The following is a 13699-nucleotide window of genomic DNA, read 5'->3' as shown; positions in this document are numbered from 1 at the left end:
TTCTCAGGATGCACGCGCCTGCGCCGTGCGCCACCGCGCGGGCGTGGTCCCCTCCCAGCCGCGGAACGCGCGCGTGAACGAATTCAGCTCCTCGAAGCCCAGCACGAAGGCGATCTCGCCGGCTTCGAGCTGCGTGTCCTCGAGCAGTTGCCGCGCGGCCTGGTGGCGCACCTCGTCGAGCAGCCGCTGGTAGCTGGTGCCGGCCTCCTCGAGCCGGCGCTGCAGCGTGCGCGTGCTCACGCAGAGTTCGGCCGCCACGGTCTGGATGCTCGGGCGCTCGCCGCGCAGGGTGCGGCCCAGCACGGCGCGCGCCTGGTCGAGCAGCGAGCCGGCCGGGGTCTGCGCGGCCAGCGCGGCCTCCAGGCCGGGCAGCAGCACCGCGAGCAGGTCCTGGTTGTGGGTGACGAAGGGCTGCGCGAGCAGCGCCTCGTCGAACACGATGACGTCGGCCGCGGCGCCGAAGCGCGGCGCGCAGCCGAAATGCGCGCTCAGCATCGCGGCCTGCGCGCTCGTGTGCGCGCGCGCCAGCTCGACCCGGCGCGGCACCACCCGGGTGCCGGTGCCGCGCCGCGCGAGCTCGAGCACCGACGCGAAGGTGCCGTCGGTCAGCAGCTGCGGCGAATGGCCCTCGACGAGGAACCAGTGGAAGCGCACGCGAACCTCGCCGTCGCCGCGCTCGATGCGGATCACCTCGGGGCAGGTCAGCCGCTTGAAGCGCGACAGCCGCTGCAGCGCCTCGCCGAAGTTCGGCGAGTGCAGCGCCGCGATCGAGGCGATGTCGTAGTGCTCGGTCGCGCCCTCGGCGCCGATGCGCAGGCCCAGCGCGGGATCGGGATTCATCGCGGCCAGTGCGTCCCACACGGCGAACATCTGCCGCGTCGTGATGCGCGCCTTGCCGCTCGCGAACAGGTCGGCCGGCAGGCCCGCGCGGCGCAGCATCGACTGCGTGTCGAAGCCCAGCAGCCGCAGCCGCTGCTGCATCACGGCGGGCACGACGATCAGGTCGGGCGGGCGCTGGGTCATCGCCGGTCGTCGCCCGCCGCGAGGTGGATCGCCGCGCGGATGCGCGGATAGGTGCCGCAGCGGCAGATGTTGCCGCTCATCGCGGCGTCGATGTCGGCGTCGCTGGGCTTCGGCGTGTGGCGCAGCAGCGCGCAGGCCGACATCAGCTGGCCGCTCTGGCAGTAGCCGCACTGCACCACGTCGAGTTCGGTCCAGGCGCGGCGCAGCGCGTCGATCTCGGGGCCCTTCACGCCCTCGATGGTCGACACCGCGCGGCCCTGCACGGCCGACAGCGGCGTGGCGCACGAGCGCACCGCCTCGCCGTCGAGCATCACGGTGCAGGCGCCGCACAGCGCCTTGCCGCAGCCGAACTTGGTGCCGTTCATGTGCAACTCGCCGCGCAGCACCCACAGGAGGGGCGTGTCGTCCTCGGCCGTCACGGCGACGGGGCGGCCGTTGATCTGGAGCGTGGTGGTCATGGGGTTCCTTCCTTTTTTTCTCGTGCCGTGCGTTCAGGCCAGGCGCAGCGGCAGCGAACGCAGCCGCTGGCCGGTGAGCGCGAACACCGCGTTGGCCACGGCCGGCGCCACGGGCGGCGTGCCCGGCTCGCCCACGCCCGTGGGCGGCGCGCTGCTCGGCACGATCGCGATCTCGATCTGCGGGCATTCGTTCATGCGCAGCGGCGCGTAGTCGTGGAAGTTGCTCTGCTGCACCTGGCCGCGCTCGATGGTGATCTCGCCGTGCAGCGCGGCCGAGAGGCCGAACACGATCGCGCTCTCCATCTGCTGGCGCACCAGGTTCGGGTTCACGGCCAGCCCGCAGTCGACCGCGCAGTACATGCGCCGCACGCGGATCTGCCGCTCGGGCGTCAGCGAGACCTCGGCCACCTGCGCCACCACGCTGCCGAAGCTGCGGTGCAGTGCGAGGCCGCGCGCGCGGCGCGTGCCGTCGGCCTCGGGCGCCAGCGGCGTGCCCCAGCCCGACATCGCCGCCACCCGTTGCAGCACCCCCAGGTGCCGCGCCTCGGCCGGGCTGCCCGCCAGCAGCGCGCGGCGAAACGCCACCGGGTCCTGGCCCGCGGCATGCGCGCATTCGTCGATGAAGCTCTCGGTGAAGAAGCCGTTCTGCGAATGGTTGACCGAGCGCCAGATGCCGACCGTGACCGCCGACTCCATCGTGCGGTGCGCCACGCGCGCATTGGCGAAGCGGTAGGCGGTGGTGGCCGTGCCCTCGGCCGCCGCGCTCAGGAAGGCCGGCGAGCCCAGGCTCGAGCCCGCGGTGTCGACGCGCCAGGCCACCAGCCGGCCCTGCGCATCGAAGCCGGCCTTGCTGCGCGCCACGTAGGCCGGGCGGTAGTAGTCGTGCGCCATGTCCTGCTCGCGCGACCACATCAGCTGCACCGGCATGCCGTCCGTTTCGCGCGCCAGCGCCGCCGCCTGCATCACGAAGTCGCCGAGGTAGCGGCGCCCGAAGCCGCCGCCGAGGTAGGCCAGCCGGATGTCGACCTTCGCGGCCTCGATGCCCAGCACCTTGGCGATGCCGCCGCGCAGCATGCCCGGCCCCTGCACGCCGACCCAGACGGTGGCCGCGCCGTCCTTGAACTGCACGGTGCAGTTCATCGGCTCCATGGTGGCGTGCGCGATGAAGGGCACGCGATACTCGGCCTCGATGGTGCGCTCGGCGCTCTTCATCGCCGCGTCGGCGTCGCCGGTCTCGAGGTGCACGTCGGCCTGGTCCGGCGCATCGAGGCTCTGCGCGAGCTGGTCGATCAGCGCGCGGCTCGACAGGCTGGCGGCCGCGCCGTGGTCCCAGTCGATCATGACCTTGTCGAGCGCGCGCATCGCATGCCAGGGCGTGTCGGCGATCACCGCCACCGCGCCCGAGGTCATGCCGCCCGAGCCCAGGCCGCCGCCCACCGGCGCGAGCGCCACCACCTTGCGCACGCCGGGCATCGCGCGCGCGGCCGTGTCGTCGAAGCGCGCCACGCGGCCGCCCAGCGTGGGGCACATCGCGAGCGTGGCGTAGAGCAAGCCGTCGGGCGGCAGCGCATCGAGCCCGTAGCGCGCCGAGCCGTCGAGCTTGGGTGCGCTGTCGAGGCGGTGCACCGGCCGGCCGATCAGCGTGTAGCGCGAGGGATCCTTGAGCGTCGGCTGCGCGGGCAATGGCAGCGTCGCCGCGCGCGCCGCCAGCTCTCCGAAGCTCGCGCTGCGTTGCGAGGCCGGGTGCGACACCCGGCCGGCCGCCACCTCGCATTCGGCCGCCGGCACGCCCCAGGCGGCCGCCGCGGCGCCCACCAGCATCGCGCGTGCCGAGGCGCCGGCCTCGCGCAGCGGCGTCCACTGGTCGACGATGCCCGACGATCCGCCGCTGCCCCAGAGCCCGGGCACCTCGCGCAGCAGCTTGCTGACCACGTGGCGGGTGCCGCGCTTGAGCGCGCCGTCGTCGTCGGGCTTGAACATCGGCAGGTTGTCGAGCAGTGCCGCCTGGTTGTTGTAGATCGGGTCGTAGCCGGCCTGCTCGAGCCGCAACTGGGCGAGGTCGGCATCCATCTCCTCGGCCAGCAGCATCGCCAGCCCGGTGTGGATGCCCTGGCCCATCTCGGCCGCGGCCATCATCAGCGTGACCGTGTCGTCGGGCGAGACCTTGACCCAGCCGTTCAGAGCCACTTGGCCGCTGGCCATGGCAGGCAGCGGCTCGGCGGTGGTCAGCCGCTGGCGCGTGGGCGAGGCGGACCAGCCGACGACCAGCGCACCGAGGGTGGCGGCCGTGCCGAGCAGGAAATGGCGACGTTTGAGGGCGGGCATGGGGCGGACTCCGTGCGGCTTCGAGCGGCCGCGATGGGCGGGAGTGTGCGCGGCGCACCGCGGCCTTGCCAATCCGATTGCGCCAATCGAACGGCGGATCGCGCCAGCCGGCGAGCCCGGCCGGGCCGGGTCCGTGCGTCGACCCGGTGTTTTCGGCCGGCCGGCGGTTTTTTTGAGCCCCCGCTCCGTGGCGCCTGTGAGCTAGGACACATTTGTCACCAGAAAGTTAATGCGGGTTGCTACCGGGATCCGTAGTATTCATTTCGGTTTAAGCATCTCATGCGCAATCCGCATAACGGCCCGTTTTCGAACGTGCAACGGCCGACTTTGCGTCGGCAGTGGAACCACCCCAGCGTGTTGCGGTTCGGCGAACTTACCTAGCGGAGGAAACCAGATGGCCGTACGTGATCGCGTCACCAGCCCCGTGGCGCTTGCCTTGCCGACGCCAAGGCCCGGTCATGTCGTGCGGTCCATCGTCGCGCCCATGGTCGCTCGCCTGCGGGCGGGCTTCGACGGGATCCGGCGCCCGAACCTGGCCGCGCCGCGCCATGCGCCGCCGTTCGCGCCGCGTGGCGGGCCGCGCGAAGGGCCCGTGGCGCAGTTCCCCGTTCCGTCGGCGCCCCTGCCGTCCGGCACCGGCGCGCCGGTGCGGGCCTGCGCTTTCGTCTTCATCGCGAACCTGCCGCAGCTCATGGAGGTCTACGGCGCCGAGTTCGCGCTGCACGCCAGCATCGAGATCAAGTACCGCCTGCTGACGAGCTTCGTGAGCGTGGCCGACGCCGACCTCGCCATGCTGCGGCACGACTGCTTCCTGCTGTGGAGCAACCCGGCGTTTCCGGTCGAGGACGCTCAGGCGCGGCAGGGTGCCTCGGCCCGGCTCGAGAGCCTGCTCACGGGCCTCGGCGGCATGCCGGTGCAACTGCGCGACACGCGCGCGCTGGTGCAACTGCACGTGGGCTGGAGCGACGCGCCCAGCCCCGGGCGCATGAGCCAGGCCGAGGTCGAGCTGCGGCTGTGGGCCGCGCAGCCGGCGCCCGACTTCCAGCTCGCGCAGACCGAGGGCTGGCAGCGGCTCTACCGCGAAGACATGGAAGTCGCGCTGCAGGTCAGCGACGCGCTGCATGCGCGGCGCCTCGCGATCGAATGGCATCCCGTGGTGGGGGCGCCGGCACAGGCCGCCGCCTTCGCGGCGCCGCTCTATCACGAGGCACGCTTCCACACCGAGGGCGAGCCGCATGCCGCCGCCGCGCTGCGTTCCGAACTCTTCATGCCCTGCCTGCAGCGGCTGGGCCTGGTGCGCACCTTCGACCACCTCGCGGCCGGCCGCGTGGTGCGGCAGCTGCGCCTGGGTGGCACCGTGCGTTTGGGCCTGAGCATCTCGGCGCAGAGCGCGCGGCGCGACCACTGGTGGGCCTCGCTGATGGTGCTGCTGCGGCGCGAGCCCGAGCTGGCGGCGCGCCTCGTGGTCGAGATCGCTGGCGAGCCCACGCTGCCCGATCTCGAATCGGTGCGCGATTTCTGCCTGCAGCTCCAGCTCTGCGGCTGCCGCGTCGCCATCAAGCACTTCGGCGGCGACTCCGGCAACCTCGCCGCGGCCAAGGTCTGCCGGCCCGACATCATCAAGCTCGACCCGGTCTTCATCCGGCGCGCGCGCGAGGACCGCTTCGGCCGCGAGCTGCTCGAGGAGATGCTCGCGCTGTGCGGCAGCTTCGCGCCCTCCATCGTGGTCGACGGCATCGAGCGCGAGGAGGACATCCGCATGGCGCTCGAGGCCGGCGCCGAGTGGCTGCAGGGCTGCGGCATTCCCGCCGGCGCGCCGTTGCACGAAGGCACGCTCGCGCGCGGCCCGGGGGGGCGCGCGTGAATCCTCCCTCGCCCGACTTCCATCTGCAGCTCGCGCGGCTGGGCGCGCAGATCGACGTTTTGCAGCACACGCTGCAGGAGGTCATGCGTCACGGCGTCCTGCTGCATGGCGAGCGTGCGCGCGAGAAGCTGCTGGCGCGCGACCAGTACCTGGCGCTCGAGGCCGCGATCCGCGAGCAGGAGCTGCGCGATTCGCCCGCGCTGCGCGCCGTGCGTTCGGTGTGCGCGGCGTGCGCGACGGGTGCGCGGGCGCAGGCCGATGGCGCGCTGCCCGATGGCGCGAGAAGCACGGAGGACGCGGAGGGCTCCGATGACTCGGATGACGCCGACCGCGCGCGAGCTCGTGGCGTGCCGGACTCCTTCGCCTAGCGCCGCCATCCGTCCGTGGCGCGGTGCGCCCCTTCCGTCGCCCGCGCACACGGCCGCCATTTCGGCCGCGCCATTCCCCCTGCCTCCCGCTCGGGCCACCCTGCATGTCCCGCCCCGGGGAAGCGAATCGGATGGAGCCTGTTTCCGACCATGTATCTGCATTCCCTTTTTCGAAACGTCCCGGCGGCGGAGCGCGTGGCGCTGGTCGCGCGCAGCGAATTGCGGTCCTTCCGGCGCAACGAGACCGTGCTGCGGATGGACGAGTGGACCGACAAGGTCTACTTCGTCGCCTCGGGACTGCTGCGCGTGGTGGTCGGCGGCAACGGCGGCAGCGCGGCCGTGACCACCGACTTCGTGCGCCCGCGCGACCTGTTCCTGAGTCCCACGCTCGACGAGGCGCGCTACCAGTCGATGGCCAACCTCGTGGCCGCGCTGCCGAGTTCGGTCTACCTCATTCCCGCCTCGGCCCTGCACGACATCTGCGCCCGGCATCCGTCGGTGGCGCTCGAGCTGCTCGAGCTCACCGTCAAGCGCATGACCATCATCCGCAGCCAGCTGCGCCGCATCTCCTCGCTCACCTCCGAGACCCTGGTCGCGCGCGTGCTCTACGAACTGACCCAGCTCGCGCCGGCCGACACCGGCGGCTTCGACAAGCGCATCTCGCAGGCCGTGATCGCGTCGTATGCGGGGCTGTCGCGCGAGGTCGTCAACAAGACCATGCGCGAGATGGAGAACCGCGGCCTGCTGTGGAAGGACGAGCACGGCATCCACGTGGTGGCCGATTTCGCATCGACCGACCATGGCAGTTTCGAGTCGCTCGAGCCGCACTCGGCGGCCGACGAGCGCGAGGGCGACACGCCTTTCATCGCGCCCGACGAACTCGATCTGCTGCGGACCGCAGGCGAGCGCGGACCGGGTGCGAAGTGAGGCGATGCGCGCACCGTGCATGGCCGTTGTTTTCCGCCCGCCTGTTTGGGGCGAGCTGTGAACCGCCACACAGTTGCGATGCGATCGCGCGTGCGTCGCGAGGGCCCGATTCCTAGCATCGAAACCATGCGGCGATCCGTGCGATTCGAGCCCTCGCCGCGATCACGGATTGCGCACCTCTCGAGGCTTTCATGAGTTCCATCTTCTCCGCTTGCAACTGCAGCATCCACTACCTCGGCCGCGTCCAGCGTTCGGGCTGGATGCGGTTCTTTCCCTGGATGCGGCTGTACCAGTGCGCGAACTGCAAGAAATTGCAGTTGCTGCCGCAGAAGGAGGTGGATCGGGCGAAGGCGGCGTATGGGAGCCGGGTGACGTACAGAAAGGGTGAGCGGGAGGCAGCGGGCTAGGGCCCGATGGGACGAGCCTGCGTCTCAGAGGCTGTATTCGATGGTGCCCATGTAGTGCAGCGTTCCATCGCGAGTTTCCACTGAGCGCGGTGCCTCGATCTGCGCCTCGTCGATGAACACGAAGAAGTTGATGCCGCGCAGGCCCGCGGCTTCGGCGCGGCGGGACAGTTCCGCGGCCCATTGCTCGCTGTACGAATAGCCGGCAACCAGTTCCGCGAGCGTCGGCGCGATGCCCCAGCCGTATTCGAGGAAGTCGTGGTCGTACCAGGTCTCGCCCTGGTCGCGCGCGAATGGCGACACCGGGTCGTCGTCGCCACGCTCATCGCTGTAGTCCTCGGCAAAGTAGGAGGCTGCGAAATCCTCGGGGATGGTGCCCACCCAAAAATGGCAGGTCTGAGTCTGGTGCATGGCGTGCGCTTTCCTTGCGAGGCGGATGGATGTTTCGATGCGAAGCGAACGATCGATTTTCCGCTTTCACCGTCGGCCGACCTCCCACTAGCAGAACCGGCGCCACTCGGCTGGCGCGCTCCCCGGCAACCTGCGCGCGTCCGGGGGATGTCATCGATTCGCCTTACAGGAGGACTACCGTGATTCAGGGTTTCCCCTAGAAGAAAACCCTGTCCAAACAACTCCTCTGACATCCAACCGACATGAAGACCTCTTACCAACTCGCCCTCGCGGCCGCTTTTGCCGTGATGGCCGTGGCCTCCGTCCAGGCCCAGACCACGGGCGGCCGCAGCCGCGAAGCCGTCGAAGCCGAAGCCATTGCCACGGCCCACGCGCCCGACCAGAACGTGACCCGCGGCTCGCGCGGCCCCGAAACGGTGAAGCCGATGGCCGATCCCGATGCGATGTACCAGCAGGCCGTGGCCACCGCCCACGCGGCCGACCAGAACGTGACCCGTGGCTCGCGCGGCCCGGAAACGGTGAAGCCGATGGCCGATCCCGCGAAGGTCTACAACGAAGCCGTGGCAGCCGCCTCGGCGCCCGACCAGAACGTGGTGAGCGGTTCGCGCGTGAACAGCAAGGTGATCTCGACGATGCAGAACCCGGCGCTGACCGCGGCGCAGGGCAAGTAAGAAACAGGGGACGCCCGGGCCGAGGGCCCGGCGTTTCCTCAGGCGAAGGAGGCGCGCGGCGGCGAACCCGAGGCCATGCGGCGCAGCATGGCGTTCTGCCGCGCCTCTTCGGCGTCGCGCAGGCTCTTGGCGGCGCGCGCCGCGACGTAGCTCACGTACAGCGTCTCGATGGCGCGGCCCCAGTCGTGGGCCTTCTGCGAAACCCCCTCGGCCTTCACCGGCGAGCCCGTGACCACTTGGGTCGACAGGTCATCCTCGGGGCGCGCGGGCACGTCGATGCCGGCCTTGCCGAGGATGGCGGCTTTCTGAACGATGGTGAGCATGCGTGGGTCTCCCTGTGTGCAATGCCAGATTAACGGCCGTTCGCGCGGCGCGCCATCCGTCGCTTGACGTATGCGCGCGCCATCGCGAGGCGCCGACTGGCCATAAGCACTAGGCGTGCCATGCAGTCATAGGTCTACAGCGAGCCTGCGGCCGACGACGGCTGCCACACCAGCGTGGCGGCGGTCAGGTCCTCGAGCGCGCTGCCGACGGCCTTGAAGACCGTGCGCTCGTCGCTGTCGGGTCGCGTGCGTCCGCTGCATTCGCCGCGGCACAGCGCGGCCAGCGTGCCCTGCACCGCCTCGGCGCGCAGCGTGCCGGCCGCGATCGCGTCGAGCAGGTCGCCGGCCTTCGTCAGCGCCTCGGGCGTGTCGATGAAGGTGCGCGCGTGCGCGAAGCACTGCGCGTCGGCCTCGCGCATGGCGGGCGTGAAGCTGCCGATCAGGTCGAGGTGCGAGCCCGGCGCGAGCCATTCGCCGCGCACCAGCGGCGCGGTGGCCAGCGTGGCGCAACTGACGATGTCGGCCTGCCGCACGGCGGCCTCGAGGCCCTCGGGGCCCGGCGCGGCCGCGCGCGCACCGGCCCAGCCCTGCGCGCGCCATTGCGCGGCCAGCGCCTCGGCGCCCTCGGCGCGGTGGTTCCACACCGTCACCTCCTCGATGGGGCGCACGCTCGCATGGGCCGCGGGCAGCATGCGCGCGATGCGGCCGGTGCCCAGCACCAGCAGCCGCCGCGCATCGCCGCGCGCGAGGAAGGAGGCGCCGAGGGCAGAGGCGGCGGCCGTGCGGTGGGCCGTGAGCTCGTCGCCATCCATCAGCGCGAGCGGCACGCCGGTGCGCGCGTCGTACAGCACGTAGGTGGCATGCAGGCCGGGCAGGCCGCGCGCGCCGTTGCCCGGAAAGATGTTGATGGTCTTGATGCCGAGAAAGCCGGCCTCGCTCCAGGCCGGCATGATCAGCACGGTGCCCTTGTCGCCGCTCGCGTTCTCGATGGCGTGCACGTGGCGCGGCGGCACCTGGGCCTCGGCCGCGAAGGCGGCGCGCAGCGCGGGCACGAGGCGCTCGAAGCCCAGTGGGGCGCGGGTGGCGGCGGCGTCGAAGTGCTTCATCGGGCGGGTGGAGTGGGTGCGATAGGGGCGGTCGCCAGCGCGGCTTCGAAGAACTCGGCGAGCGCGCGCTGGTAGGTGGTGCCGAAGCGGGCCTCGCTCATCGGCTCGAGATGACCGGCGCCGGGCACCTCGATCAGCCGCTTGGGCTCGCGCGCATCGGCCAGCAGGCGCCGCGAGTGGTCGACGGGGATCACGGCATCGGCCGTGCCGTGGATCAGCAGCAGCGGGATCGGCGAGAGGGCGGCCACGTACTTCGAGGCGGCGTAGCGATCACCCACGAGCAGGCCGGCGCCCGAGACCTTGTCGTTGGCGATCGACGAGTACGAATAGAAGGTCGACTCGATCGCCACCGCGCGCACGCCGGCGCGGTTGCCCGCGCCCACGGCCGCGATCGCATTGGTGCCGCCGAGGCTCTGGCCGAACACCAGCAAGCGCGCGGGATCGACATCGGCGCGCGAGCGCACGTGGTCGATGGCGCTGCTCGAGTCCTCGAACACGCCGCGGGGCTCGGGCTTGCCTTCGGAGTCGCCGTAGCCGCGGTAGTCGAACACGAACACGTTGAAGTCCTGCTTCGGCAGCCAGGCGACGAAGCGCCAGTGCGAGGACATGTTCTGCGCGTTGCCGTGGAAATGGATCACCGTGCCCTTGGCCTCGCGCGGATCGGCGCGGCCCGCCGCCGGAATGAACCAGCCGCTGAGCGCGGTGCCGTCGGTGCTCTGGAAGCGCACGCGCTCGTAGCGCAGGCCCAGCGCGTCGGGCGTTTCGTAGCGCACGCGGTCGGGGTAATAGAACATCGACTCGACGCAGCCGCCGAGCAGCAGCAGGGGCAGCGCGAGCAGCGCGCGGCCGGCCAGGCGCGCGAGACGGCGTGGAACGCTCATGGCGTGGCGGCGCGGCTTTCCGCCAGCATGTTGCAGAACAGCGCGCCCTGCTCGATCGCGTCGTCGAGCGCCACGTGGGTGTGTGGCAGGCCGGGGTCGAACCAGCGCCGCGGCATCGCGCGCTTGGTGCTGTCGCGGTAGTCGGTCTTCAGCAAGGCCATGGCGAAGGACTTGACGTCGAGCGCCGAGTGGCTGAACGGGCTCTCGCCCGCGAAGCGCATCAGGTACCAGTAGACGAACAGGAAGTCGAAGCCCGCCGGGTAGGCCACGAAGACCGGCCGCGCCTTCAGGCCCTGGAGCCAGGCCACGTAGTTCTTCATCGCATGCGCGGGCTCCTGCAGGTCGCTGCGGCAGGCGGCCCAGGCTTCGGGCTGCGTCCGCCACCACGCGGCAGTCTTCGGGTCGGCCTCGGCGCCGGGCAGGGTGTGCAGGTTGGCGCTGAAGGTGGACACCAGCTTCTTGTCGGCCGTGTAGGCGGCCGAGCCGAAGCTCAGCATCGAATGCGGGCCGGGGATGGGGCCGTCGGATTCGACGTCGGTGCTGATGTAGATCTCGGTCATGGGATTCGATCGGTATGAGGCGCGGTTTGCGCGAGGCCGGGCAGACGGAAGACATGCAGGTCCTTCCAGTGTCCCGTCGAGTTCTCGATCAGCGCGACCTGCGTGCATTCCGCGCGAATGGCGCCCGAAGTCAGCAGCCGCGCCTGCAGTTCGCCAGCGACGGCATCCGCATCGCTCGCGCTCCCGTGGGCCACTGTGAGATGAGGCACCATGCCCTGATGCTCGCCGCCGTAGGGCCGAAAGTCCGGAAAGGCCTCGACCAGCGCCAATGTCATCGAGATGAAGGGCGCCGCGGGTTCGGGCGCGAGGTAGGCCGTCGTCGGAAAGCGCCCGACCTTGCCGAGCACGAACGAGAACGCGCGGGTGCCGTCGAGCACCTGCCGTGCGCGTGCCAGGACCTGCGCCGTGATCAGCGCGGGGTCCATGAAGGGCACGAGCAGCGTGATGTGCGCCGGCACGCCGAGCGCGACCGTTGCGTCGTAGTGACGCCGCAGGTCCTCGACCATCGGCTCGGCGGCGGGGACCTTGACGGCGAATGCGGAGATGGGCATCGGGCGGAGGATAGCCGCTCAGGTGCCGGCAACGAGGCCCCATTCGAGCCCGAACTTCGCGAGGTACTTGCGCAACCGATCCGCATCGTTCACCACGCTGCGCTGCGCCCGCGAGGCCTGGAACAGCTGCCTCCCCGCTTCCGACAGGCTGCGCGACTTCCGGCACACGCGCAGCACGGCCTCGAGCTGCAGCCGATCGAACAGGTCGAGCGAAGCGGCACGCGCCTCGCCGAGCAGCGCGTCGAGGTCGGCGGCCTGCGACTCGCCTGTAAACAGCGCCGGCTGCGCGCGCTTCCACAGCCAGCGCAGCCGCGCGATCTCGGCCTCGACCAGCGCGACCGGGATGCGTCCGCCGTCGGCCAGCGTGGCCAGCCGCGTGACGCTGGCCGAGAGGTCGCGGAAGTTGCCGCTCCACAGCGCCTCGGGGCTCTGGGCGAAACGCAGGTAGGCGGCGCGCGCCTCGGCGTTGAAGCGCACCACGCGGTGGTTCTCGGCCGCATGCAGCGCCAGCAGGTGGTCGACGTTGGGTTCGATGTCCTCGGGGCGTTGCGCGAGGCCCGGCAGGTCGTAGGTCCAGAGGTTGATGCGCGCGAACAGGTCTTCGCGAAAGCGCCCCTCGGCCACGTCGCTGCGCAGGTCGCGGTTGGTGCCGGCGATGAGCTGGAAATCGCTCTCGACCTCCTTGTCGGCGCCGACGGGGAAGAAGCGCTTCTCCTCGATCGCCTTGAGCAGCATGGCCTGCTCGTCGAGGCCCAGCTCGCCGATCTCGTCGAGGAAGAGCACGCCCTGGTGCGCCGTGCGCAGCAGGCCGGCGCGCTCGCTCGCGGCGCCGGTGAACGAGCCCTTCTTGTGGCCGAACAGCGTGGAGGCGGCGCCGTCGCCGCGCAGGGTGGCGCAGTTGACCTCGACGAAGGCGCCCGTGGCCTGGTGGCGCGACTGCTTGAGCTCGAACATGCGCCGCGCGAGGAAGGACTTGCCCGCGCCCGTGGGCCCCACCAGCAAGATCGGCGCGCGCGAGCGCACCGCCACGCGCTCGATCTCGTCGATCAGCGCGTTGAAGCGCGCATTGCGCGTGGCGATGCCGCTCTTGAGGAAGGCGACCGCGTCGCGCTGCTCGGCATCGAAGCGGCGCGCGATCACGTCGTAGCGCGAGAGGTCGAGGTCGATCAGCACGCACTTGCCGGCTTCGCCCTCGCGCTGGCGCCGCGGTGGCGAGGTCTGGGCCAGCACGCCGGGGATGGTGCGCGACTCGGACAGCAGGAACATGCAGATCTGCGCGACGTGGGTGCCGGTGGTGATGTGCGACCAGTACTGCTCGCGCTCGGTGTCGAAGGGGTAGGCGCGTGCCCAGTCGTACAGGCGCGAGTAGACCTCGCCGAAGTCCCACGGGTCGGCCAGGTCCATCGGCACCAGGTTGCCCGTGGTCTCGGGCGAGACGGCCGCGATGTCGGCCTTGACGAGTTCGGCCAGCGCCTTGTGCTTGAGCGTGTAGAGCAACTCCATGCGCGCCACCACCATGTCCTCGTGCTGCGCGAGCGAGACGGTGGGGCGCCACTTGCTCCAGCGGCCGGCGCCCTGGCCGGCGTCGAGCTGGGTGCCGAGGAAGCCGATGACGACGATGGGTTTCTTCATTGTTGGATAAATGGCTAGCCAAAATTATAAGAAACCGCAGAAATCTGTCATGTGCTTGCAGGCTGAAACCAGGGAAGAAAGAGAAAATATCCAATGAAATCAATGGGTTGAAACTTCATCGAGTCTGCGCAGGCAAGGCTGGCACACGCGTTGCAATAAGAAGCTCACTCAAGAAGACAAACGATCCAGAAGACA

The 13699-nt window shown here is 70.6% G+C and carries 15 protein-coding genes; 5 read left to right on the top strand and 10 right to left on the bottom strand.

Going from position 1 to position 13699, the window contains the following annotated elements:
* Nucleotides 1-3: 3 nt before the first annotated feature.
* From BM109_RS22815 to BM109_RS22805, 3 genes are read right to left on the bottom strand one after another with little or no spacing between them, the layout of a single operon-like run.
* Nucleotides 4-1023, bottom strand: a complete 1020-nt coding sequence (locus BM109_RS22815) for an AraC family transcriptional regulator (RefSeq protein WP_093347588.1) — start codon at nt 1021-1023, stop codon at nt 4-6.
* Entirely contained in the window at nt 1020-1481 is a 462-nt protein-coding gene (locus BM109_RS22810) for a (2Fe-2S)-binding protein (protein WP_093347584.1), read from the bottom strand. The genes BM109_RS22815 and BM109_RS22810 overlap by 4 nt, the downstream gene beginning before the upstream one ends.
* 33 nt (nt 1482-1514) lie before the next feature.
* Nucleotides 1515-3806, bottom strand: a complete 2292-nt coding sequence (locus tag BM109_RS22805) for a xanthine dehydrogenase family protein molybdopterin-binding subunit (protein ID WP_093347580.1) — start codon at nt 3804-3806, stop codon at nt 1515-1517.
* 484 nt (nt 3807-4290) lie between these two features.
* On the opposite strand from BM109_RS22805, the gene BM109_RS22800 reads away from it, so the two are divergent.
* The 4 genes from BM109_RS22800 (at nt 4291) to BM109_RS22785 (ending at nt 7372) form a co-directional block, all read left to right on the top strand.
* Nucleotides 4291-5670: an EAL domain-containing protein gene (locus BM109_RS22800; RefSeq protein WP_256222719.1), complete on the top strand. Its 1380-nt coding sequence runs from the start codon at nt 4291-4293 to the stop codon at nt 5668-5670.
* Nucleotides 5667-6038, top strand: a complete 372-nt coding sequence (locus BM109_RS22795) for a hypothetical protein (protein ID WP_093347577.1) — start codon at nt 5667-5669, stop codon at nt 6036-6038. Before BM109_RS22800 ends, BM109_RS22795 begins: the two co-directional genes overlap by 4 nt.
* Before the next feature lie 195 nt (nt 6039-6233).
* Nucleotides 6234-6965, top strand: a complete 732-nt coding sequence (locus BM109_RS22790; RefSeq protein WP_256222718.1) for a Crp/Fnr family transcriptional regulator — start codon at nt 6234-6236, stop codon at nt 6963-6965.
* Nucleotides 6966-7156: 191 nt separating this feature from the next.
* Entirely contained in the window at nt 7157-7372 is a 216-nt protein-coding gene (locus BM109_RS22785; protein WP_093347572.1) for a hypothetical protein, read from the top strand.
* Nucleotides 7373-7396: 24 nt separating this feature from the next.
* Here BM109_RS22785 and BM109_RS22780 read toward each other — a convergent pair whose 3' ends face one another.
* A complete protein-coding gene (locus BM109_RS22780; RefSeq protein WP_093347569.1) occupies nt 7397-7780 on the bottom strand; it encodes an immunity 22 family protein in 384 nt (127 codons plus the stop codon).
* 242 nt (nt 7781-8022) lie between these two features.
* On the opposite strand from BM109_RS22780, the gene BM109_RS22775 reads away from it, so the two are divergent.
* Nucleotides 8023-8451, top strand: coding sequence for a hypothetical protein (locus BM109_RS22775; RefSeq protein ID WP_093347567.1), 429 nt, complete (start codon nt 8023-8025; stop codon nt 8449-8451).
* 38 nt (nt 8452-8489) lie between these two features.
* Here the strand turns inward: BM109_RS22775 and BM109_RS22770 are convergent, their stop codons facing one another.
* The 6 genes from BM109_RS22770 to rtcR all read right to left on the bottom strand — a co-directional run bounded on the left by BM109_RS22770 (nt 8490) and on the right by rtcR (nt 13504).
* Nucleotides 8490-8774 (bottom strand): hypothetical protein, encoded by a 285-nt coding sequence (locus BM109_RS22770; protein ID WP_093347564.1) that lies wholly within the window; start codon nt 8772-8774, stop codon nt 8490-8492.
* A gap of 134 nt (nt 8775-8908) precedes the next feature.
* Nucleotides 8909-9880 (bottom strand): bifunctional Delta(1)-pyrroline-2-carboxylate/Delta(1)-piperideine-2-carboxylate reductase, encoded by a 972-nt coding sequence (locus BM109_RS22765; RefSeq protein ID WP_093347560.1) that lies wholly within the window; start codon nt 9878-9880, stop codon nt 8909-8911.
* On the bottom strand, nt 9877-10761 hold the full coding sequence (locus BM109_RS22760) for an alpha/beta hydrolase (RefSeq protein ID WP_093347557.1): 885 nt from the start codon (nt 10759-10761) through the stop codon (nt 9877-9879). Before BM109_RS22760 ends, BM109_RS22765 begins: the two co-directional genes overlap by 4 nt.
* Nucleotides 10758-11321, bottom strand: coding sequence for a 3'-5' exonuclease family protein (locus tag BM109_RS22755; RefSeq protein WP_093347555.1), 564 nt, complete (start codon nt 11319-11321; stop codon nt 10758-10760). Before BM109_RS22755 ends, BM109_RS22760 begins: the two co-directional genes overlap by 4 nt.
* The gene (locus BM109_RS22750) at nt 11318-11872 is read right to left on the bottom strand and encodes a 2'-5' RNA ligase family protein (protein WP_093347552.1); all 555 of its coding nucleotides are present in this window, start codon (nt 11870-11872) and stop codon (nt 11318-11320) included. The genes BM109_RS22755 and BM109_RS22750 overlap by 4 nt, the downstream gene beginning before the upstream one ends.
* Nucleotides 11873-11890: 18 nt before the next feature.
* Nucleotides 11891-13504 (bottom strand): RNA repair transcriptional activator RtcR, encoded by a 1614-nt coding sequence (gene rtcR / locus BM109_RS22745; RefSeq protein WP_093347549.1) that lies wholly within the window; start codon nt 13502-13504, stop codon nt 11891-11893.
* Between the last annotated feature and the right edge of the window lie 195 nt (nt 13505-13699).

It is taken from the genome of Variovorax sp. PDC80 (assembly GCF_900115375.1).
In the GTDB taxonomy this organism is placed as follows: domain Bacteria; phylum Pseudomonadota; class Gammaproteobacteria; order Burkholderiales; family Burkholderiaceae_C; genus Variovorax.
The sequence above is the reverse complement of the archived record's forward strand: the minus strand, read 5'-3'. Positions and strand labels throughout refer to the sequence as shown.